Genomic DNA, 21,522 nt, shown 5'->3' with positions numbered 1-21,522 from the left:
ATGAAGATATATCTTTTCAACATGGAGAACGGGATCTACCTCGGCGAGGACTTTGCGGACGAGGCGACCTTTGCCGAAGGGCTGCTGCCGCTGGGGGCGACTTCAATGGCACCTCCCCCCTTCCAGCGGAGGGAGGTGCCGGTCTTCATTGCCGAGGAAAACAGGTGGGAGTTGAAGGCCAGGTTACTTACTCAACGACCATAGGCCCCTTTTGCAGGAAACAGGAGTTTCCACCTAAACTGCTGAATGTATTCAGCATTCTACTTTAATTTTGTGGGTAGGATATGGGGAGCAACAGCGCGCGATTTTTAGGGCAACCTCGCCCATGTGATGATGGTAGCTATAATTGATAAGCACCCCCCACCTAAAAGAAACGCCAGGTTCTCCGCCCTCCCATATTCACCCCCGTAATAAGTGACCGGCATCGGGGAGGATTCAAAACCCCTATAAAAATGTATAAAAGTGCATAAAGATGTATAAAAAAGCATAAAAATGCATAAAACATCATAAAACACCATAAAAACGGACAATCAACTCAGCATATAATAAGCACCTTTTCGCTCACCATGCAGCACCAGCCTTCCTTGCTCCACAAGGCGTTTAAGTATTTTCAACGCCTGCCCCGGAGAGACCCGGCAAAGCTCAATTACTTCGGCGCGCTTGATTCTCCCATGCTGGCCGACATAACTGAGAACCATTTGTTCATGCTGAATTTCGGAAAATCCTGCCTGGCGCGTGTAGGCAGCCTTACTTCCAACGGCCAGATATAAAGATGCTGACAACGTATAGGTCCGGGACCTTTTGGTCGCTCCGTGTGCGTCTGCCAACCCCGCCTCTACCAAGGCCTCCAAGGTCCTTTTTGCACTCGGTACATCACGTTGAATGACTCCCGCGAGCTCATCGGCGCCCATTCGCTTGTGCTCACGTAGAGCCGAAAGACCTATGAGGCTATCCACTGGTAAAGGCGCACTACGACGATTTTCTTCTTCCACCACAAGTTTTAAAAAACTTAGGTCTGCGTTGTCTGTCGGAAGGCGTAGTACAACATTTGCTGAATCGGTGCGGGTGTAATCAGGTGCCGAGCGACCGTAACGCAAGAGACCACGGTAAATTGTGTCGACTCCTCGTCCAGACCGCTCTACCACGCCTATTCGTTTCATGGCGTCAGCAAGAGCAGGGTTCCTGGGACGAGGTTCAGTTGTCAGAAGATTCGCCAGTGTAACTCCATCAACAAGTCCCCCGGCATTGCTGATGACTAGAGCATCATCTTCCAGACGGACATGCACTGCACCCAATCGATGATAGTCTCGGTGGATCAAGGCATTGGCAATTGCTTCGCGAAAGGCACCCATATCCACTTTCGGGACTGGGACCCTGAAGAGTCCCACTTGTATTTCCTCTTCGGGGTTGTATGGCCGGAAATTTGTCTCCAACCACTCAAGAGCTTTTAAGAGAGGAAATCGCCTAAACTCATTGAACTTTACGGCTTGTTGAGCAAGCACCTGGAAGGCAACCTCATGGGTCGGAAGCAGCTGCCGGAGGGAACTTTCCCTGCCTACCAACAAAAGGCCTGTCAATGTCGGGACACGCTGCCCATCAGGCTGCCGTGCAGTAAGTCCCAGAGCGCCATCGAGCGCTTCATCGTCTAGCTCTAACAGCACCCGATCCCCGCCGAAATGCTGTATTGCCTGCCTTAAGCGTTCTCTTTCTAGAGGGTCTAGGTCTCCCAGTGTCGCGCCTGCAACCGGCTGAGCCGAAACGTCGATCAGGCCAAAGGTTGCCGCGCGGCTCACCCGATCGTGCGGTAGCATTGGCGCGCATTCTGGCGTCCCGTCGTGTTTCAGCCTTCTCCGCAAGTAAACTCCTCCGCTGGTTGCCACCTCCCCTCTTGCTTTTGGAACTTTAATACATGCAACACGTATACTGTTTATCATTACTGGGACTACAGACACCGAGAGGGATGGTGATGTTCGCGAGGCTACTAAGCCAATAAGGCCATCTAAAACGTGGTGGTCTGGATGCAGGCCTGTTGGTGTACCATCGTCCTCCACGCCGAGCCAAACATCGCCGCCCTCTGAGTTCGCAAGACAAACTATGGCCTCTATGAGATCTTTGTCGGAAAGCCTTGCCCGATCACTTTTGAACTCGACAGTGAGGGATTCCTTAGGAGGCAAAAGGATAGTCATGAAGTTATTACTCCTGGCCGTGTGCAGCCGTTCACGGTAAGTACGATGATCACCACTTTACGATCAAGTCATATCAATAGGGACAAAATCATTCAATGACCATAGGCCCCTTTTGCAGGCGCTTGTAGTAGAAGTTCTGGCCGTAGAGCACGGCGGCGGGGTTGTGGCCGGTGACGCGGTCCTTCACCACCAACGTGGTAACCGGCGCCTTCGAATACTTGTTGAAGAGCATGTCGTGCCCGACGCACAGGCCGACGATCATGTTCATGTCGGTATCGAGATCATTGCAGATCTGCGCCTGCGCGATCGGATTGCAGGCCGGCTCGAACGTACCGGGGCGCACCTTGTCGCTCTCCGCCAGTCCCAACTCCTTCTTGTCGATACTCCCCGCCTTGCAGCAGACGCTGAAGGGGGTGAAACCCTGAGCCTTCAGGATGGCGACCAGGCGTTCGCTCTCGTCCAGCAGGCCGATGCAGGTGGCGATGCCAATCCTCTGGTAGCCCATGAGCTTGGCGAAGGCGATGGTGTCCTCGACGCGGGTCCAGCGCGCGTTGACGGCGTCGCTGCCGGGGATGGGCTGGTAGCAAAGCCCCTCCACGCGGGCCGCCACGAACGCCATCTTGGCGTCCTCGCTCTCCCCTTTCATCAGCTGCGCCGTTTCCCGGACCACCTCGGCGTGCCGGTCGGCAGGGCAGTTGCCCGGCCTGGGCGGTGCGGTGGCGGGATCCCCGCTCCAGCAGTTGGTGGTCCCCTTCTTCTGCCACACCGCGCTGCAGCTCGCGCAGCTGACTTCGGCGTACTCCTTTTCCATGTCGGCCTCCTGTAAGCTTGAACCAATGACTATTAACGCAAAGTCGCAAAGACGCAAAGCAGGCAAAACATCGACAAATCACCGATACAACATTGTGGCATGTTGCCACGAAGCGCTGCACTTGCCCCAGCGTTCCCCCCTTTAGCAAAGGGAACGCTCCTTTCAGCTCAGCCGCCAAGGGGACAGGCACCTGGCGGAGCCAGTCCCCTCCCCTCTTCGCATTAAGGGTTTTGCGGGGTCGGCTCCTGTATCAACACATACGGGGAGATGATCAGGCAGTTGAAAATCTTCCCTTTGTCCGCATCCCACTTCTGTATCTGCTCGATGCTCGGCTTGCTCAAAAGCGACGACGAGAGCCAGCGCTGCACCTTCTGCACCTCGTCCGCCGCGAGCGCGGCACCCACCTCGGCCAACTCCAGCAGCGGATCCACCACGATCACCCCGCCGCGCTCCAGGTGCGCCCTGAGCGAAAGCCAGTCGGCGATGTCGATCTTGGTGGCAAGTTCCTCGTTGGTATCGGTCATCTGTAAAGCTCCTATTCGAATGATTTCCTGAAATCGATGATGGTCTGGCGCAGGGCCGCCACCTCCTCGCGCAGGGCGGCAACCTCCTGCTCCAGTTCCGCGATCCGCTCGCCGCCCGCGCCGCCTCTGGCGCCTTCCGCCATTGCCGCCAGTTCGGTGGGGTCCGGCTCGCCGGCAAACAGCTGGCAGTAGCGCGGTTCCTTGCGGCCGGGCTGGACCGGCAGACGCGTCACCAGCGGCGGCGTCCTCTCCATCAGGTCCTGCAGTACCGCCTCCACCTCGGCCAGGTCGGCGAAGGCGTGCATGCGCTCGCCGCGGGTCCTCAGTTCCCCCACGGTCTGCGGGCCGCGCACCATCAGCTCGCACAAAAGGGCGAGCTCGGCGGGGGTGAAGCGGAACTTCTCCACCAGCGCGTGACGGTACTTGGAAACCCTGCCGCCGGCACCGGACAGGAGGGCGAACTGTTTGAAGCGCAGGCTGTCCAGGGCAGCGGTGACCTGGGATTCGTCGAGGCTGGTGACCGGGTCGCGGTTGGATTTCTGGTTGCACGCGTTCACCAGCGCGTTCAGCGAAAGGGGGTAGTATTCCGGGGTGGTCAGTTCCTTCTCGATCAAAGAACCGAGCACTCTCACTTCGACGGCGTTGAGCGTCACATCCATGGGAAGGCTCCTTTATCGGGGACTTCTGGTAGTCAATAGAACAACAAGCAGCGGACCTTATGCCATGTCCGGGCGTGAAGTCGCACCAACTTACTAGATTCCCGGGCAGGGTTCAATGCAAAAAGAGGTATCGGTCCCGCCAGACTCTTCTGTTGTATAACATCATTTTATTTGTTATGGTATTGCCCAGTTAACGCTGCAGCCAGGCGTTCTAACAAGGAGAAGACATGGCGGCTACCCTGGACCTGAAGAAGATCAACAAGACCATCAAGATTTTTGCCGTGGCGCAGTTCGGCCTGATCGCCATCCTCATCTATACCGCCATCAACTTCCAGCAGCGGCTGCAGGCCGTGGGCAGGGGGCATCGCTTCATGAACGGCGTCATCTACGCCTTCGTGATCCAGCTGCTGTTCTTCTACCCCATCTTCAGGTTCGCCTCCAAGGAGGCCGAGCGCGATCTCTCGCTGGCCGGGAAGGTGCCGACCCAGGAGGAGACCAAGGAGTTCGCCAAGAAAAAGAGGTGGGCGGACGTCACCAAGATCGCGGTGATGGGCTTCTACTTCATCTTCGCGCTGGCCGCTCCGGCGGATCCCTTCATCCTCAGCGTCATCATCTACAGCTTCCTGCTCACGATCCTCACCTACCTGCAGTGCTACAGCTTCGCGGTGAGAAAAATTTCCAAACCGGCCTGAAATCAAGAGCAGTTTCAAACCCGTGCAGCTGGTGCAGCCTGGCGCAGGCCCACAAGAAAAAACGGCCCGCGTCAGATTTTACTGGACTAGCGGGCGCCGTCCCACGTACCATCCCTGGCATAGCCACGCGCTAGAAATCAACCCCATAGAAGGAACCAAGTAAAAATGGCAATTGCAAAGCAAGGCGACAAGGTACGCATCAACTACACCGGCACCCTGGAAGACGGCACCATCTTTGACACCACCGTGAAAGATGCCGGTTGCTGCGATGACGACGATTGCGGCTGCGGCTGCGACGATGACGGCTGCGAAGACGACGGCTGCGGCTGCGGCGACCACGGCCCGCTGGAGCTCACCATCGGCAACGAGGACTTCTTCCCGCAGATCGAAGAGGCCCTGGTCGGCATGGCGCCGGGCGAGAAGAAGAAAGTCCTGATCCCGGCCGAGGACGCTTTCGGCGAATACGACGAGGACGAGGTGTTCGCCATCAGCCGCGAGCAGCTGACCGGCGATATCGTTCCGGAAGTCGGCATGGAGCTCGAGCTGACCGGCGACGACGACGAGCCCGTCGACGTGGTCGTGGTCGAGGTGAACGACACCGCCATCGTCGTCGACGCCAACCACCCGCTGGCAGGCGAAGACATCACCTACGAGATCGAACTGCTGGAAATCCTCTAAATAGACCGTCCCTTTTGCGGGACACAGTTACCTGAACCAAGCGTGGGGGCGAATGATTATTCGCCCCTACAGTTTTGAGAGCGCAGAAACGCGCGTCATCCTGAAGACATGCAGAGTACCGAAGCAAATCCCGCCATCAATCCCGAAACAGGCAACGTGCTCCCCTGGAACCCGGGGGAAAAGCCGCTCATGCTCGCCCCCATGCAGGGACTCACCAACCGCGCGCTGCGTGAACTGTTCACGACCTGGGTGCGCCCGGACGTGGTCTGGACCGAGTTCATGCGCGTCAACTCTCAGTCGGAGAAGAAACTCCTGATGCCGGGGGACGTGCGCGAATGCGCCGCTGAGGAAAACGGGGTGCCGCTGGTGGTCCAGCTGATCGGGCACGGCAGGGACGCCCTGGTTGCAGCGGCGAGGACGGCCCAAAAGGCGGGCGCCGTGCATATCAACCTGAACATGGGCTGCCCCTACGGCCGCATGACCAGCGGTCTTACCGGCGGCGGCATGCTGAAGCGCCCGGAACTGCTGGAAGAGATCATCCCGGCGCTGCGCGAGGAGATCCGCGGCTCCTTCTCGGTCAAGATCCGCGCCGGCTACGACGATCCGCGCCAGATCTTCACGCTCCTGCCGCTCTTCGAGCGCTCCAAAGTCGACTTCCTGGTGCTGCACCCGCGCACGGTGCGCCAGGCCTACGAGGGCTTCGCCGACCACGCCGTCACCGCCGAGGTGATCAGGCAGACCTCCATTCCCGTCATCGCCAACGGCGACATCAGGAGCGCCGCACGCGGGCTAGAACTGCTGGAGAAGACCGGGGCGGCGGGGCTGATGCTGGGGCGCGGCGGCATCGGTGAGCCGATGCTTTTCGAGCGGCTGCGGGGGCGCGCCTGCGCCGAGCCGGACGTCGCCGAGAGGCGCGCCATGCTGCACCGTTACCTGAGCGAACTGCTCCCCCTTTACGCCAGGCTGTTTTGCGGCGACATGCAGGTACTGGGCAAAATCAAAGGCGTGGTATCCAACGTCGAGGACCACGAACTGGAGCGCGAACTGAAACAGCTCAAGCGCGCCAAGAACCTCACCGCCTTCCGCGCCGCCGTAGCAGACCTCGCACCCTAGTCACTCACCAGTCTCGGAGGGAGCCCAACTCCCCTAGCCCCTGCCTTTCCACCCTTACGCGCTTTTCTCCCAGTAATCCCTAGCGAAGAAGAACAAAGCCGCCGCCACGGCCTGGATCGCCACCGGAACCATGAAGGCCGAGTGCAAGGCCTGCACCGTCGCCTCCGGCGTGGTCTTGCCCACGGCGTCGATGACCACACCCATGATCTGCTGGACGGAAGCCGCCCCCAAGAGCACGAAGAGGTTGATGGAGGTGAGCGCGGTGCCGACGATGGAGACCGGGAACATGGAGCGGTTGATGGGGTAGATCATGACGCCGCTGGACACGGCGAGCCCGAGGCAGAAGAAATACACGCCCAGGACCAGCAGGGGGAGATGATCGATCGGCCCCTGGAAGCCCACCATCAGGACCAGCAGCAGTATCTGCCCGCAGAGGAAGGTCTTCTTGTACGAGTGGAAAATCTTGCGCGCAACGGCATCGATGACCAGGCTGCCGCAGATGAAACCGATCGAGGTGAACATCAGCATCCGCCCCGTCTCCTCGCGCGTCAGCTTGAGCACCTCCATGAGGTACGGGCCGCCCCAAAGCCCCTGCACCGCCAGGTAGCATCCGTACCAGGCGAAAGCAAGACCCGCCAGGAGCCAGAAGTCACGGTTGGTGGTAACGTGCTTCCACGCCTGCAGCATTCCCATCTTCGCCGGAGCCGGCTCGCCGCTCCCCTCCACGGCCACCGCAGGCCGGTCCCGCACCAGCAGGAAAACCAGCACCGTCGCCAGCGCCTGCATGATACCGATGGCGAGGAAGGAATTGCGCCACCCGATCCAGGCCACCGCCAAGGCAAGCGGCGCGGTCCCGGCCAGGTTGCCCATGTTCCCAACCGCGACCATGAATCCGGATACCTTGCCGAACTCCTGCCTTGTAAACCAGTGACTGAAAAGACTGAAGGTGGCCATCAGCACCGACGCCGTCCCGATACCGATCAGGATGCGTGCGACCAGCGCCTGCCCCATGTCGCCCGCCTGCGAGAAGAGGATCCCGCCGATGGCGGTCAGCACACCGCAGCCGCTGATCACCACGCGGCTCCCCAGCCGGTCGATCATCGGTCCCAGCGGGATCTGGGCCGCGGCATAGACGTAGAACAGGATGCTGGAGAGGGACCCCAGTTGAGCCGGGGTGAGGTTCAGGTCACGAGAGACGTCCTTGGCGACGACGGCCAGCGATACGCGGTAGAAGTAAACCAGGATGTAGATCAGGGACAGGATGAAAAAAATCAACCAGCGCTGACGGCGCTGACGTGCATCGATCATGTATACGACCCTCCGCCGCGCACTCTAGCACAGCGCTTGGCCAAACTCAACAAGCTGGCGGAATCACATGCAACTTGTGGAGCATGCGATTTCGGGTACTCTGTTACAGGCTCAATCAGTGAATCATGTTCACCTTTGCTTTCGGGGAAGGAGCTCTTTGTGCCACGCCACGGGCGAATGATTATTCGCCCCTACCGATCTGTCTCAGTCAGTGGCAGATCCTGCGCACGGAGCAACTTAGTGTAAAGCTGTTGCGTGACAGAAGCTATCACCACACCTGTAGGGGCGAATAATCATTCGCCCAGCCGCCGGCGCCCGACCGCCGTTAATGGCGAGATGGACCAAGGTGCCTACAAGGGCGAATGATTATTCGCCCTTACGGTGTTCCAGTTACCCGGCACCTGGCCGACCCTTCCGGAAAAAAGAGAGAGAGAATAAGGAACCCCAACGGAGGATAGATATGTTCCTGGAAAGCGACGTAAAGCTTGGCTTCAGCGACGTGCTGATCCGGCCCAAGAGGTCCAACCTGAAGAGCAGGGCCCAGGTCGACCTGCAGCGACACTTCAGGTTTCTCCACAGCAAGTACGATTGGAGCGGCATCCCGGTCATCGCCGCCAACATGGACACCACCGGCACCTTCGAGGTTGCCGACCGGCTCGCCGAGCACGGGATGCTGACCGCGCTGCACAAGCACTACACGGTCGCGGATTGGGACGCCTGGCTCACCAACCACAACCACGGTGACGACATCTACAACCGCATTATGGTCAGCACCGGCACCTCCGACAGCGACTACGAGAAATGCTCCGCCATCATCGCCAACCACCCCAAGCTGCAGTTCATCTGCATCGATGTCGCCAACGGCTATGCGGAGAGCTTCGTCGAGTTCGTGCAGAAGGTGCGCGACGGCTTCCCCGACAAGACCATCGTGGCGGGCAACGTAGTCACCGGCGAGATGGTCGAGGAACTGCTGCTCTCCGGCGCCGACATCGTCAAGGTCGGCATCGGGCCGGGCTCGGTCTGCACCACCCGCGTCAAGGCCGGAGTGGGCTACCCGCAACTTTCGGCGGTGATCGAGTGCGCCGACGCGGCGCACGGCCTGGGCGGTAGGATCGTTTCCGACGGCGGCTGTACCTGCCCGGGCGATGTCGCCAAGGCCTTCGGCGGTGGCGCCGATTTCGTCATGCTGGGGGGGATGTTCGCGGGCCACGACGAGAGCGGCGGCCAGATCGTGGAGCGTGGCGGGAGGCAGTTCAAGCTCTTCTACGGCATGAGCTCAGCGACGGCCATGGACAAGCATTCCGGGGGAGTGGCACACTACCGCGCCTCGGAAGGAAAGACCGTGGAAGTGCCCTATCGCGGCCCCATCGACGAGACCGTGCGCGACATCCTGGGCGGCGTGCGTTCCGCCTGCACTTACGTGGGGGCGGCGGCGCTCAAGGAGCTGACCAAGCGCACCACCTTCATCCGGGTGGGGGAGCAGGAGAACAGGATCTTCGGTTGATTTTCCAGCTTCTAACTCCGCCTCTCCCTCAGGGAGAGGGGCTGGGGTGAGGGCGGTGCAGCGGCAACGATCTCTCTCCGTGGCACTACCCCTCACCCGCCCTACGGGCACCCTCTCCCAGAGGGAGAGGGGATGTCTTGGGTACGGTGGCTGGGCGGAACGGAGCGTTCCGCTAGAGGGACAGGCACCTGAAGGAGCCGGTCCCTTCCGCTACCTCCCTCTCTCCTCCAGCGCCACCCTCATGCGCCTGAGCGCCTCCTGCAACAGTTCCCGGCGGCAGCCGAAGTTGAGCCGCACGTAACCGGCAAGACCGAAATCGCTCCCGCCGGAAAGGCCGACGCCGGCCTCCTCGAAAAACCTCACCGGATCCTCGATCCCCCTTCCCCTGACATCGATCCACGAAAGGTAGGTCGCCTCGACCCGCGCCACCGGTAGCCCGAGCGCGATCATTTCCCGTTGCACCAGGTCGCGGTTGCCGCGCAGGTACTCCAACAGTTCCTGGCGCCACTCCTCTCCGTCTCGGTAGGCCGCCTCGGCAGCGGTGTAGCCCAAGAGGTTCACGTGCGGCACGATGCGCCCCATCGCCTTGCGGAAGGCCCGGCGCAGCGTGTCGTCGGAAATGACGGCGAAGGAGCAGCCAAGCCCGGGAACGTTGTAGGTCTTGCTGGGCGCCATCAGGGTGATGGTGCGCCGGCTGGCTTCCGGCGAGAGCGTGGCGATCGGGATGTGTCGCACGCCCGGCTCCAGCACCAGTCCGGCATGGATCTCGTCGCTGCAGATGACCAGGTCGTGCCGCGCGGCGAAATCGTCCAGCGCCGCCAGCTCGTCACGGGTCCAGACCCGCCCCACCGGGTTATGCGGGCTGCACAAAAGGAGCTGCCTCGTCCTCGGAGTGACCGCGGCCTCCAGCGCGTTGAGGTCGAGGCCCCAGCGCCCCTCCTTGCAGATAAGCGGCACGTTGATCACGTTGCGGCCGGAGAGAGGGGGCGCCGACATGAAGGGGGGGTAGACCGGGGTGAAGGTAATGACGTCGTCGCCGGCGTCGCCGACCGCGCGGCAGCTCACGTTGAGTCCGGTGACCAGCCCCGGCAGCCAGGTGATCCATTCCTTGCGCACCTGCCAGCCGAACTCCGCCTGCAGCGAGTCGATCACCGCCTGCGCCAGTCCCTGCGGCGGCGCGGTGTAGCCGAAGACGCCATGCTCCACCCGCTCGTGCAGGGCTTTTATGATGGCCGGGGGCGAACGGAAATCCATGTCCGCCACCCAAAGCGGGATGATGTCGCGGTCGCGGTACTTGTCCCACTTTTCGCTCGCGGTGCCGCGCCGGTCGATGATCTCGTCGAAATCGAACTTCTTCTGCGTCATTTAAGCTCCCATACGGTCAGTTCTGAAATGCCATGCTGGAACTTGCGGCGCGTCTCCCGTATCACGAAGGGAACGTCGCGCGGCTCACCCAGCATCCGGAAATGAGGCGACAGCTCTGCTTTCAGTGCATCCAGGGTCCACACCGGCTCGCCCGCCTCGCGGTAGCCGCCCAGCCACTCTTCTTTCTTGGTGTACTCTTCGAGCCACGTGTAGGGGGAAACCAGCACCAGGAGCCCCCCGGGATTGATGCGGCCACGGATGGACGCCAGGAAGCGGCGCGGCGAATAGAGCCGGTCCAGCATGTTGGCGGCGAGCACCAGATCGTAACCGCTGAACTTGTCCGGCAGGTTGCAGGCATCCCCCTGGTAGAACTGCACCCGGTCCCGCAGCGGGGCAAGTCCCAACTCGTCCAGGCTCAGCTCGTGGTAGGAGACGATGTCGCCCTCCTCGGGCAGGGCGTAGCGCAGGTAGCCTTCCTCCTGCATCCGCGCCGCCAGCCTGAAGAATCTGCTGGAGAAGTCGATTCCCGTCACCCTTTCAAAACCGCGTGCCAGCTCGAAGCTGGCCCGCCCGACGGCGCAGCCGAGATCGAGGGCATGCCCCCTGGCGCGCCCGGATGTTACCTCCAAACAAATGTCGGCGCAAGCCTTGGCAAAATTGGGGACCCCGAAGTGCTCGAGACCGTAGTGGGCGTCGCAGTACTGCGCGGCCAGCGCATCGGTTTCGTAGGGGTCTTCGTGCAGTTGCACCGGGTTCTCGCTTTCCACGTAACGGAAGCCGGCGTGCTGGAAGAAGTGGCGCCGGAAGGCGTAGCGCGACTCGCGGGTCGCCTCGTTACCGGTGGAGATCCAGGATCCACCCTTGATCAGGTTGTGGCGCGTGTCGAAGGTCGGCGTGGAAAAGTCGTCGTACCAGGGATGGATGCGGAAGCCGTGGAAGGCGTAGATGGGGGTTTCGGTCCACTGCCAGACGTTGCCCACGACGTCGAAGAGCCCCCCGAAACGGAAGCGGTCCACCGGGCAGGACGAGGCCCAGTAGGCGAGGTTGATGTTGCCGGGGGCCTCCCGCCACTCCTGCGGGTCGCGCACACCCGCGACATCGTAGATCCGGTACCACTCGTCCTCGCTGGGCAGACGGATCCGCTTGCCGGTCCGGTCGGCGAGCCAGTTGCAGAATGCCTTCGCCTCCAGGTAATTCACCTCCACCGGCCAGTTCCAGGGGAGATCGATCACCTCGACCATGGTGCGCAGTCCCCAGCCGTGGGGGCGCTGTACCCAGAACAGCGGGTGCTCGGCCTGCCTGAAGTTGCGCCAGTGCCACCCCTCTTCCGTCCACCAGCGCTCCTCCCGGTAACCTCCGGCCTCAACGAAGGAGAGGTACTCGCGGTTGGAGACCAGGTACTTGGACGCGGCGAAGGGCTGCAGCTGCGCCTCGTGGTGACCGTACTCGTTGTCCCACCCGTAGAGGGGATGCCCTTCTTCCTTGCCCAGCACCACCTGGCCGCCGGGAACGGTAACCAACTCGTTCTCCGGTGCCGCACCGCTATCGCGGCAGATCTCCCAGAACTCGTGGCGACACACCCGGTCGATGGGAAGCTGCCGGATCAGTACCGACGATGTTTCCAGGTGGATGCGCTCGTGCTCGATCCCCATCATGATGGCCCAGAAGGGGCTTTCCCAGGTTATCGGGAGGGTGAGCGGCAGGGTCTTGATCAGCCCGGTGACCAGCTCGCGCACCTGGTCGCGATACGCCTTGACCTCGGCCCGTGTGGGCCAGTCGTAGTGGGTTTCGTCCAGGTCGTCCCAGGACATCTCGTCCACGCCGACCGCGAACATGGCCTCCAGTCGCGGGTTGATGCGCTTCTCGATGACCCTGGCGATCAGCAGCTTGTTGACGAAGAACGAGGCGGTGTGCCCGAAGTAGAAAATGAGCGGGTGGCGCAACCGGTCCGCCCTCAGGTAAAAGGCGTCGTCGTCCTTCAGTGTTTCATAGAGCAGTTCATCTATCCTGAACGTGGCGTTGAAATATTCCAGTATTTCTGCACGTTTCTGTTCCGGGTCCCCTTCGTTCAGTACCAAGCTGTGAGTTTTCTTCAGATCCATGTCAACCTCCGCTTTCTCTGTGACAATACTTCATCCCCTGATGACTGGAGCAGCAGTTCCTTCAAATAGTACCAGAAGTTTCGTCGCAGTCCTCGCCCTTGGGTGTGGGCGATTTTACGGATATTGACATCGGAGGTGGTGACATTATCCTTTTCCCTGGTTCAAGCCCTTGGGAAGGATCCGCTCTATGAATTACAAAACAGCCATAGTGTGGGTAGCTGCCTGCGCCATGCTGATACTTTTCCTGGTAGGCGCCGTAGGCGGCTCCATGGTCAAAATGCCCGGCAAATCCCACAGGGGACCGCTCCCTCCCCTCACCCCTGAGGAGAAGCGGCTCAGCGAGCGTCTTCGCGAGCACGTCCTGGTGCTTGCCGGCCAGATCGGGGAGAGAAACCTCGTCAACTACCACGGGCTCCAGGATGCAGCGCAATATGTCGGAGACCGACTCCGGGAGTCCGGGCTCAAGGTCAACGAGCAGAGCGTGTTGATCGAAGGGAGAACGGTGGTGAACCTGGAAGGGGTGCTGGAGGGGAAAGCGGCTCCCGATGAGATCGTGATCATCGGCGCCCACTACGATTCCGCCCCCGGTACGCCCGGCGCGAACGACAATGCCACCGGGGTGGCAGCCCTGCTGGAACTGGCGCGGGCCTTCGCGAAGGCGCAGCCGGAGCGCACCCTGCGCTTCGTCGCCTTCACCAACGAGGAACCGCCGCACTTCCAGGGAGACACCATGGGGAGCATGATCTACGCCCGCCGTTGCAGGGAGCGCGGCGAGAAGATCGTGGCCATGCTGTCCCTGGAGACTATGGGGTGCTACTCCGACCAGCGCGGCAGCCAACACTACCCGGCCCCGCTGGACCGCTTCTACCCCGACACCGGCAACTTCATCGCCTTTGTCGGCAACGTCCAGTCGAGAGAGCTGGTGCGGCGGGCCATCGGGACCTTCCGCAAGAGCACCCGCTTCCCGTCCGAGGGAGTGGCCGCCCCGGAGACCCTGACCGGCATCGGCTGGTCCGATCAGTGGTCCTTCTGGCAGGTGGGCTATCCCGGCATCATGATCACCGACACAGCGCCCTTCCGCTACCCTCATTATCACCAACCCTCCGACACTCCCGAAAAGGTTGACTACGACAAATTGAGCCGCGTGGTGACAGGGCTGGACCACGTGGTAACGGAACTGGTTCGGAAATAGCGCGAAGGAAGGGGGGGGCGGTCAGACGAACCCGAGGTCGACACGTCTGCCGAAGACTTTGGCGATCTTCTCCAGCGTTTTGATGGTGGGATTGGCCTTGCGGGGGTTCTCCAGGCGCTGGTACACCTGGTAGGCGATGTTCAATTGCCTGGCGATTTCCAGTTGCGAGCGGTCGGCACGCAGCGTCCGGAGCATAATGGCCACTGCGACATGCGGCGCGACGGGGATCTGGTAGACGTTCTTGCCGCTGACGCGGGAGGGTTGCGGGATCTTGAAATTGCGCTCGAAGTCAGATTCCAGGCAACCGTTCAAAGCCTCCTCAGCGTTGACCAAGGCTTCCTCGATGGTCAAACCGTAGGTCATCACGTTATCGAAATCCTCAAACGTCACCAGGTAACCGTCAGCTTCTTTTTTGATGCGTGCAGCGTATGAAAGCATCTTCTATCCCTTTATCCCCGCTTGTTTCAGGATCGCGTGCACCAGCCCTTTGGGCAGGTCAACACTGGCATGGACAGGAACAGGAATCGAGCGACAGCCATCCTTGATCATGATGTGGTGGCTGCCCGAGACACGGTCCAGTTGCCAGCCCGATTCCAACAGCATCTTTTTGAGCTGTTTTCCGGTCATCGGGATGATATACAACATATAAGGTGTATGTCAACAGCAACGCCTCGTGAAGAAATAAAGGCGTCCCCTGGCCGGCAGGGGGCGCCTTATTTTCCTTTGCTGTTAGATGTATTGCATGCGGCACTACAGCGGCCGCGGGTTGCAGAGGTAACCCTCGGAGTCCGCTTTCGCGCGGCACCGGTTACAGACGAATTGCGGCCGGGCCGAGTGCTTGTCGATCTCCTCGATCCTTCCCTCGTGTTTCAACTGGCACATATGCGCCGGGTGTCGTTCCGGAGTTGGGCAGCTTTCTTTTTCGCTCATGACGCTCTCCTTTTTCCTGCTGCTTCGCGCTCTTATCATAGCAGGTCTGGCCTGCCGTGGCGAATTTGCGGCCAGATTACTCCAGACAGCATTGCAGACTTCATATATTCCAATTGACCTCCAACAATGAAAGTCTTATAAAATGTGCAAGCAATCCCAAAGGTGGACTCAGAGGAGGAACAATGGCCCTGAAGGACGTGCGGATACTGATAGTCGATGACGAAAAGTTCTATCGCGACTCGTTGCGCGACATACTGGGCAGGATCGGGTTCACCGTGGTCGCCGAAGCGGCAGACGGGATCGAGGCAGTACGGATGTTCCTGACCCATCGCCCCCATATCGTAATCATGGATGTCTACATGCCGGTCAAAAACGGCATCGACGCCACCAGGGAAATGGTGGCGCTCAACAAGAACGCCAATGTGCTGACCAGCAGCGCCTCAGATTGCCCCAGCGACACCAACGCCGTGCTGAAAGTCGGAGCGAAGGCGATACTCAAGAAACCTTTTGAGCCCAGGGAGATCTACGACACCATCAAGCAGGTTCTTGGCGGCAGCTAAGACAACAAGCTCTTTCTTTTCTTGTTTGCTCCACATTTCATCCTCAATTTCCTTTTAGTCTAAAGACAATGGCAACGTGTCCGGGCAAAAAAAGGAGAAGGAAGATGAAAAATAAAATCCGGTATCTGATTGCATTAGTGGTGTTGCCGTCGCTCTTGTCGGCCTGTGTTGTCGTGCCGGTGGATGATTACTACCGCGGGCACCATCACGGAGGCTACTACGACGACTACGGTGGCCGCTATGGCCGCGGCCCGTATGGCCATCGCAGGTAATTACAAAAAGACCCCGACGGAACCGTCTCCTGCAGGTGCGAGGACGCCGTCGGGGTTTTTTAAGGAAGCCGACCGTTCGGGATTACAGCCAAGCCCTGTTTTTCTAATGTAAGGGTAGCTTTAAAATAAAGTAAGGCTGCTTTCAAATAAACGGGGGATGCTTTTTCTAATATGCGACTCTGTTTAAAATAAACGACATCTGCTTTTGCTAAAAACGATGATGCCCGAACCAAGCCGGGACCTTGAAGCTGACTAAAAAGCCGAATCTGGAATTTTTCCTCCGCTTTTTTATCGGAAGCAGCCTCGATTATCGTGATTGCCCCCCTCGTTTTTTGCGCACCCCCTCCGTTTTTCGTCCGCGACCCTTCCCATCGGTTAATGGAATTACTGTTTTTACTTAACTGCGACCATGTTTATTTTAAACATGGTCAGCTTTATTTTGAAAACGCCCTGGTTTATTTTAACTGCGACCACTTTTGATTTGATTACCTTCCCATTTCTTTTGTGCGTGATGCACGTTCGGCTGGTTGCGGCCTTGATTTCATCGTACATGACCAGCATTTTCTCATAGACGGCCTGGTTTGACTGGGAGGCGGTCTGCGTGCTCTTATCTACGACTACCCTTGACTTACTCCGCGGTACATCTCAATTCTCCAGAGGGACAGGCACCTAACGGAGCCAGTCCCTTCAAGCGCGCCTGCCCCTCGTCTTTAAGGTCTCTTCGCCGTGAATACCGCCCGCAGCGGCGCCGGGTGCCCTTCGATGGTCTTCTCGGCATCATCGGGATCGAGAAAATCCGCCAGCGACTCGAACTGCATCCACGGGGTGGAGCGCTGCTCTCCGAGGCTGGTACGGTTGGTGTCGACGCAGGCAACCTGCGTGAAGCCGCAACGCTGCAGCCACAAGATCATCGCCTCGATGGAGGGCAGGAACCAGACATTGCGCATCTTGGCGTAGCGCCCCGGCGGCATGAACACGGTGTCCCTATCCCCTGCCACAATCAGCGTCTCCAGTACCAATTCTCCCCCGGGGCGCAGACATCCCTTGAGCTCATAAAGATGATCCAGCGGGGAGCGGCGATGGTAGAGCACACCCATGGAAAAGACTGTGTCGAAACAACCGAGGTCTGCCGGGACGTCCTCGATGCCGATGGGGATGACGTGGTGTTGCGGGTCGCGCAGGTAGCGCTGCATTACCTGGAACTGCTGCACCGAAAGGAGGAACGGCTCGATGCCGAGGACGAAGTCGGCGCCGGCGCCGCGCATGCGCCAGCCGTGATAGCCGTTGCCGCAGCCGACGTCGAGCACCTTGCGCCCGGCCAGGGGCTGGATGTGCGGAAGCACGCGATCCCACTTCCAGTCGGAGCGCCACTCGGTATCGATGTCGATGCCGAAGAAATTGTAGGGCCCTTTTCTCCAGGGGTGAAAAGCCTGAAGCTTGGCGATGAGGTCATCACGGACGATGGCGCCGAGGTCGGCGCTGGAGCCGATGGTGACGCTCTCCTTCAGTTCGATCCGGGACGGGCGCAACTCCGGCAGCGCCTGCAGGGCGCTCTGCCACCCCGCCAGCTTGCCGTGACTTTCCAATTGGAGTCGCTGCGGCAGCGTCGCCTGCAGTTGCTCAGCCCAGCGCTCCTGCCCCATGGCAGCAAGTTGGGAGTAGAGAGAGTCGTAATTCATTTCATGGCGACCATCGAGGCGAAGTTGAAGCACTGGAACCAGACCTCGGAGGAGGAAAAGCCGGCAGACTGCAGCCGGTCGTGGTGACACGCCAGCGTTTCCGGGATCATCACGTTCTCCAGCGCGGACCGTTTCTGACTGATCTCGAGATCGCTGTAGCCGTTGGCCCGCTTGAAGTCGTGATGCAGTTCCACATGAAAATGCTGCCGCTGCGGTTCGGCGAAGGCGATCTTCTCGGAGAGGATGAGGATGCCGCCCGGGTTGAGTCCGGCGTAAATGCGCTGGATCAGCGCCAAGCGCTGCGCGGGGGGGATGAATTGCAGGGTGAAGTTGAGGACCACCACCGAGGCGTTCTCGATGGCGACGTCCTGAAGGTCGGCGCAGATCATGGTTACCGGGACGGTCGATGCAGAGTCGCGAGCCAGAAGTTCACGACCGCGCTCGATCATGGCCGGTGAGTTGTCGACGGCGATGATGTCGCAATCCGGCTGGCTGATGCGCTGGCGCATGGAGAGGGTGGCCGCCCCGAGGGAACAGCCGAGATCGTAGCAATGGCTTCCCGCCTGGGCATATTTGCCGGCGAGGATGCCGATGTTGGAGATGATCATGCCGTAGCCCGGAACCGAGCGTTGGATCATGTCCGGAAAGACGGCGACGACGCGCTCGTCGAACTTGAAATCGATCATTTCCTGCAGCGGCGCCGCGTAGATAGCATCCTTCGTCTTTGTCACTGTCTTCAAATCCTTTCAGCCAAGTGTCCGCAAAAAGACGAAGATAGCGGGTTTGCCGCCGAACATCAACCACTTGTTGCAGGCACTCATCCACCACTTGCACCTACAGGCTGACACCCCCATGGCCGGCTGGCTGCAACCTTGATACGTGAGAGCGATTGACACCATACGTCAATGCCGTATAATCACGCCATGGTAACGTTTGTCGAATCGCCACTTTTCAATAAACAGCTCCACGATTACCTGACTGATGATGAGTATGGTGGCTTCCAAAGCTTTCTCGCCGCCAATCCAGAGGTCGGTGACGTGGTACGCGGCTCCGGAGGAGTCCGCAAAATACGTTGGTCACGTCGTGGAGTCGGCAAAAGTGGTGGGGTTAGAGTACTATACTTCGCACGCACCAGTGCAGGAGAAATATGGTTGTTGCTGATCTATGCGAAGAGTACGGTCGAAAGCATACCTGGGCACATATTGAAACAGCTTAAGGAGGAGATGGAACATGCCGCTCGATGAAAAAGAGCTCCTTGAACGTGACGCTAAGCGTAACATCGGCGAGGAGTTACTCCAGGCAGTGCGCGATATAAAGGCGGGCCAAGTCGGGAGAATATCTACTGTGGAAGTCTCTCCGCTGGCCTCGGCCCGTCAGAGAATAGGACTGTCTCAGAGTGAATTTGCTCGTATGCTGGGTGTATCACTCCGAACACTGCAAGAGTGGGAGCAGGGGAGGAGAAAACCATCAGGAGCTGCGAAATCCCTAATCGCGATCGCAATAAAAGATCCGGAAACGCTTCAAAAACTATTGGCGGCCTAGCAAGGTACATCTCATGGTGGCGACAAAAAGTCTTCAACCCACTGCAAACGAGCTATGACCGTAAGACGGCGGAAAAAGAATTGGCATTAAAGGTCCGCCAAGTCCAGCCACTGTCGCAAGCGGCATAGCGGCTCGCCCGGGCCTCAGTGCAGGAAGGCGACGTCCTTGATGAGGTCGAGCAGTTTCTGGACCTTGGGCGACGGCTCTCCCTTGGTAATCAGCACGACCGACGAGGCAACTGTCAGACTCCCCGGGACGCGCACGCCGCGAGAGACCAGGACGCTGGGACCGATGCCGATGGCGCCCGACATCTCCAGCACTTTCGCTCTCATCTCCTCGACATTGGCGACCGGGAGAAAGGTGGGCACGACCGGTTCACCTTCCATGACTTTCTTGATGAAGGCGTCGTTTTCCCCGTCTGCGGCCGGAGACCAGACCACCACGATGCGCCTGTTCGGGCCGCCAACCTTTTTCCAGTTGGTTATCCTGCCGGTGAAAATTCCCTTTAGCTGCTTCCTGGTCAGCTTCTTGATCTTCACGCCCTGGTTGAGAAAGACGACGGTTTGATTGGTGCCGACCGGGACCTCCCGAAAATGGTCTCCGTCCATCGGCGTCCCGTTTTCCGCGGCACGCTTGAGAAATGCGTCCAGGTCGAGGGTAGAGACGACGGCATCGAGGGCTCCGCTGTCAAGATCCACCAATTCCGTTCCGGGCCGGCTCTGTACGGCGACCAGGCGCAGCGAAGGGTTTTCCTCCTCGTAAGTCTCCTTCACGGGTGTGATCACCTCGGTCAGAGCAGCGTCGCCACCACCGATCCTGATCACTTCGGGCGCCGCCGGCTGCTTTACACCCTCTCTTTGCAGCGCGGTGCACCCCGCAATGAAGCAGATAGCGACAGCCATAAATCGGAAACCAAACGATTGTTTCACGACACTCCTCCTGCCAACCTTCTCACGGTTCAGTACCACAATGAACGATCTACATTGCAAGACTGCAATCTGTGACCGTAATTACGAGGCAATAATATCGTCCAACTCTCACTAATAATCAACTCAGTTATTTTGAAAACTAATTGCCTTGCTTGTTTTTAACTAACTTGTTCTTTGCTACACATATCATCACACTATATGTCTTTATCTGGATGACTTGATTTAGTCATGGTGTGGCGGTTGCCATCATTTCCCCCTCCGCTATTTACATGTGAAGCGTTGTTGGTAACATTAATGAGCCAAAACGGCCATTACTGTAGAGGAGTTGCATCATGCAAAAGACCATGCGCGCGCTGGTTAAGAAATATCCGAAGCCGGGACTATGGCTGGACGAGGTGCCGGTACCCGAGATGGGCATCAACGACGTCCTGATCAAGGTGCACAAGACCGCGGTCTGCGGCACCGACCTGCATATCTGGGACTGGAACCCCTGGGCGCAGAAGACGATCCCGGTGCCGATGGTGATCGGCCACGAGTTCGTGGGGCGGGTGGTGGCGATGGGAAGTAACGTCGCCGACCTCAACATAGGGGACATCGTCTCCGGCGAGGGGCACATCGTCTGCGGCAGGTGCCGCAACTGCCTGGCGGGGCGACGGCACCTGTGCAAGGACACCAACGGCGTCGGGGTGAACCGGACCGGGGCCTTCGCCGAGTACATCTGCATCCCCGTGACCAACGTCTGGCACGCGGACCCTTCCATCCCGATGGAGATCCTGAGCATCTTCGATCCCTTCGGCAACGCGACCCACACCACCCTCGCCTTCCCGGTGCTGGGAGAGGACGTGCTGATCACGGGGGCGGGGCCGATCGGGATCATGGCCACCGCCATCGCCCGCCACGCCGGGGCACGCTACATCGTCACCACCGACATGAACCCGTACCGGCTCGACCTGGCCAGGAAGATGGGGGCAACAGTGGCGCTCAACGTGAAGGAGCGGACCCTCGCGGACGTGCGCAGGGAACTGGGGATGAAGGAGGGTTTCGACGTCGGCCTGGAGATGTCCGGCAACGGCGACGCCTTCAAGGAGATGCTCGCCAACATGTGCCACGGCGGGAAGATCGCCATGCTGGGGATCCCGTCGGGCGACCTCGCCATCGACTGGAACCAGGTGATCTTCAACATGCTGACCATCAAGGGGATCTACGGCCGCGAGATGTACGAGACCTGGTACCTGATGCAGTCGCTGATCAAGATCGGGCTCGACCTCACCCCGGTGATCACGCACCGGATGCACTACACCGAGTTCGAGAAGGCCTTCGAGATCATGAGCAGCGGCAATGCGGGGAAGGTCATACTGAATTGGGTTGAGGAGTAGGGAAGGTCTCCCGCGTTACCCCCTCGCCCTTTGGGAGAGGGGCAGGGGTGAGGGACCGTCACGAAGCAGCAGATACGCCGCCGACAGCGCCCTCACCCGC

23 protein-coding genes are annotated in these 21,522 nt (G+C 59.5%); 10 read left to right on the top strand and 13 right to left on the bottom strand.

Annotation, left to right across the window (positions count from 1 at the left end; genetic code table 11):
* On the top strand, positions 1 to 204 hold the full coding sequence (locus tag H7687_RS01145; RefSeq protein ID WP_183344232.1) for a hypothetical protein: 204 nt from the start codon (positions 1 to 3) through the stop codon (positions 202 to 204).
* Positions 205 to 530: 326 nt separating this feature from the next.
* Here the strand turns inward: H7687_RS01145 and H7687_RS01140 are convergent, their stop codons facing one another.
* The 4 genes from H7687_RS01140 to H7687_RS01125 all read right to left on the bottom strand — a co-directional run bounded on the left by H7687_RS01140 (position 531) and on the right by H7687_RS01125 (position 4,180).
* Entirely contained in the window at positions 531 to 2,186 is a 1,656-nt protein-coding gene (locus H7687_RS01140; protein WP_183344230.1) for an ATP-binding protein, read from the bottom strand.
* A gap of 88 nt (positions 2,187 to 2,274) precedes the next feature.
* Positions 2,275 to 2,997 (bottom strand): DUF1847 domain-containing protein, encoded by a 723-nt coding sequence (locus tag H7687_RS01135; protein WP_183344228.1) that lies wholly within the window; start codon positions 2,995 to 2,997, stop codon positions 2,275 to 2,277.
* A 221-nt stretch (positions 2,998 to 3,218) separates the two neighbouring features.
* Positions 3,219 to 3,521: a DUF2288 family protein gene (locus H7687_RS01130; protein WP_183344226.1), complete on the bottom strand. Its 303-nt coding sequence runs from the start codon at positions 3,519 to 3,521 to the stop codon at positions 3,219 to 3,221.
* A gap of 11 nt (positions 3,522 to 3,532) precedes the next feature.
* Entirely contained in the window at positions 3,533 to 4,180 is a 648-nt protein-coding gene (locus tag H7687_RS01125; RefSeq protein WP_183344224.1) for a YceH family protein, read from the bottom strand.
* Between the two features lie 227 nt (positions 4,181 to 4,407).
* On the opposite strand from H7687_RS01125, the gene H7687_RS01120 reads away from it, so the two are divergent.
* From H7687_RS01120 to H7687_RS01110, 3 genes are all read left to right on the top strand, one after another.
* Positions 4,408 to 4,872, top strand: a complete 465-nt coding sequence (locus H7687_RS01120) for a hypothetical protein (protein ID WP_183344223.1) — start codon at positions 4,408 to 4,410, stop codon at positions 4,870 to 4,872.
* Positions 4,873 to 5,037: 165 nt separating this feature from the next.
* Positions 5,038 to 5,550, top strand: a complete 513-nt coding sequence (locus tag H7687_RS01115) for an FKBP-type peptidyl-prolyl cis-trans isomerase (RefSeq protein ID WP_183344221.1) — start codon at positions 5,038 to 5,040, stop codon at positions 5,548 to 5,550.
* A 108-nt stretch (positions 5,551 to 5,658) separates the two neighbouring features.
* Positions 5,659 to 6,663 (top strand): tRNA dihydrouridine synthase, encoded by a 1,005-nt coding sequence (locus tag H7687_RS01110; RefSeq protein ID WP_183344219.1) that lies wholly within the window; start codon positions 5,659 to 5,661, stop codon positions 6,661 to 6,663.
* A gap of 54 nt (positions 6,664 to 6,717) precedes the next feature.
* Here the strand turns inward: H7687_RS01110 and H7687_RS01105 are convergent, their stop codons facing one another.
* Complete coding sequence (locus H7687_RS01105) at positions 6,718 to 7,971, bottom strand: MFS transporter (RefSeq protein WP_183344217.1); 1,254 nt, start codon at positions 7,969 to 7,971, stop codon at positions 6,718 to 6,720.
* 460 nt (positions 7,972 to 8,431) lie between these two features.
* Here H7687_RS01105 and H7687_RS01100 point away from each other — a divergent pair, with 460 nt between their 5' ends.
* Positions 8,432 to 9,475, top strand: a complete 1,044-nt coding sequence (locus H7687_RS01100) for a GMP reductase (RefSeq protein WP_183344215.1) — start codon at positions 8,432 to 8,434, stop codon at positions 9,473 to 9,475.
* Between the two features lie 210 nt (positions 9,476 to 9,685).
* On the opposite strand, the gene H7687_RS01095 is transcribed toward H7687_RS01100, so the two are convergent.
* Positions 9,686 to 10,840, bottom strand: coding sequence for a MalY/PatB family protein (locus H7687_RS01095; protein ID WP_183344213.1), 1,155 nt, complete (start codon positions 10,838 to 10,840; stop codon positions 9,686 to 9,688).
* Positions 10,837 to 12,942 (bottom strand): 5-histidylcysteine sulfoxide synthase, encoded by a 2,106-nt coding sequence (gene ovoA / locus H7687_RS01090; RefSeq protein ID WP_183344211.1) that lies wholly within the window; start codon positions 12,940 to 12,942, stop codon positions 10,837 to 10,839. The genes H7687_RS01095 and ovoA overlap by 4 nt, the downstream gene beginning before the upstream one ends.
* Positions 12,943 to 13,129: 187 nt before the next feature.
* On the opposite strand from ovoA, the gene H7687_RS01085 reads away from it, so the two are divergent.
* A complete protein-coding gene (locus H7687_RS01085; protein WP_183344209.1) occupies positions 13,130 to 14,134 on the top strand; it encodes a M28 family peptidase in 1,005 nt (334 codons plus the stop codon).
* Between the two features lie 21 nt (positions 14,135 to 14,155).
* Here H7687_RS01085 and H7687_RS01080 read toward each other — a convergent pair whose 3' ends face one another.
* From H7687_RS01080 to H7687_RS01070, 3 genes are all read right to left on the bottom strand, one after another.
* On the bottom strand, positions 14,156 to 14,572 hold the full coding sequence (locus H7687_RS01080; RefSeq protein ID WP_183344207.1) for a type II toxin-antitoxin system HicB family antitoxin: 417 nt from the start codon (positions 14,570 to 14,572) through the stop codon (positions 14,156 to 14,158).
* A 3-nt stretch (positions 14,573 to 14,575) separates the two neighbouring features.
* Positions 14,576 to 14,761, bottom strand: a complete 186-nt coding sequence (locus H7687_RS01075) for a type II toxin-antitoxin system HicA family toxin (protein WP_183344205.1) — start codon at positions 14,759 to 14,761, stop codon at positions 14,576 to 14,578.
* Between the two features lie 123 nt (positions 14,762 to 14,884).
* Positions 14,885 to 15,064 carry a hypothetical protein gene (locus H7687_RS01070; RefSeq protein ID WP_183344204.1) on the bottom strand — a complete coding sequence of 60 codons (180 nt, stop codon included), beginning with the start codon at positions 15,062 to 15,064 and terminating at the stop codon, positions 14,885 to 14,887.
* A 182-nt stretch (positions 15,065 to 15,246) separates the two neighbouring features.
* On the opposite strand from H7687_RS01070, the gene H7687_RS01065 reads away from it, so the two are divergent.
* Positions 15,247 to 15,624 (top strand): response regulator, encoded by a 378-nt coding sequence (locus H7687_RS01065; protein ID WP_183344202.1) that lies wholly within the window; start codon positions 15,247 to 15,249, stop codon positions 15,622 to 15,624.
* 104 nt (positions 15,625 to 15,728) lie between these two features.
* On the top strand, positions 15,729 to 15,896 hold the full coding sequence (locus H7687_RS01060) for a hypothetical protein (RefSeq protein WP_183344200.1): 168 nt from the start codon (positions 15,729 to 15,731) through the stop codon (positions 15,894 to 15,896).
* Between the two features lie 710 nt (positions 15,897 to 16,606).
* On the opposite strand, the gene cmoB is transcribed toward H7687_RS01060, so the two are convergent.
* Together cmoB and cmoA are read right to left on the bottom strand one after the other, a co-directional pair.
* A complete protein-coding gene (cmoB, locus tag H7687_RS01055) occupies positions 16,607 to 17,575 on the bottom strand; it encodes a tRNA 5-methoxyuridine(34)/uridine 5-oxyacetic acid(34) synthase CmoB (RefSeq protein WP_183344198.1) in 969 nt (322 codons plus the stop codon).
* Positions 17,572 to 18,306 (bottom strand): carboxy-S-adenosyl-L-methionine synthase CmoA, encoded by a 735-nt coding sequence (cmoA, locus tag H7687_RS01050; protein WP_183344196.1) that lies wholly within the window; start codon positions 18,304 to 18,306, stop codon positions 17,572 to 17,574. Before cmoA ends, cmoB begins: the two co-directional genes overlap by 4 nt.
* A 499-nt stretch (positions 18,307 to 18,805) precedes the next feature.
* Here cmoA and H7687_RS01045 point away from each other — a divergent pair, with 499 nt between their 5' ends.
* Positions 18,806 to 19,117, top strand: coding sequence for a helix-turn-helix domain-containing protein (locus H7687_RS01045; protein WP_183344195.1), 312 nt, complete (start codon positions 18,806 to 18,808; stop codon positions 19,115 to 19,117).
* 143 nt (positions 19,118 to 19,260) lie between these two features.
* On the opposite strand, the gene H7687_RS01040 is transcribed toward H7687_RS01045, so the two are convergent.
* Positions 19,261 to 20,046 (bottom strand): substrate-binding domain-containing protein, encoded by a 786-nt coding sequence (locus tag H7687_RS01040; protein WP_183344193.1) that lies wholly within the window; start codon positions 20,044 to 20,046, stop codon positions 19,261 to 19,263.
* Positions 20,047 to 20,378: 332 nt separating this feature from the next.
* Between H7687_RS01040 and tdh the strand changes: the two genes are divergently transcribed.
* Positions 20,379 to 21,422, top strand: coding sequence for an L-threonine 3-dehydrogenase (gene tdh / locus H7687_RS01035; protein WP_198424598.1), 1,044 nt, complete (start codon positions 20,379 to 20,381; stop codon positions 21,420 to 21,422).
* Positions 21,423 to 21,522: the final 100 nt, after the last annotated feature.

Origin of the sequence: Geomonas paludis, from assembly GCF_014193585.1 — a bacterium.
GTDB lineage: Bacteria > Desulfobacterota > Desulfuromonadia > Geobacterales > Geobacteraceae > Geomonas > Geomonas paludis.
Note: the sequence above shows the minus strand (reverse complement) of the source record. Positions and strands in the feature narration are given on the sequence as shown.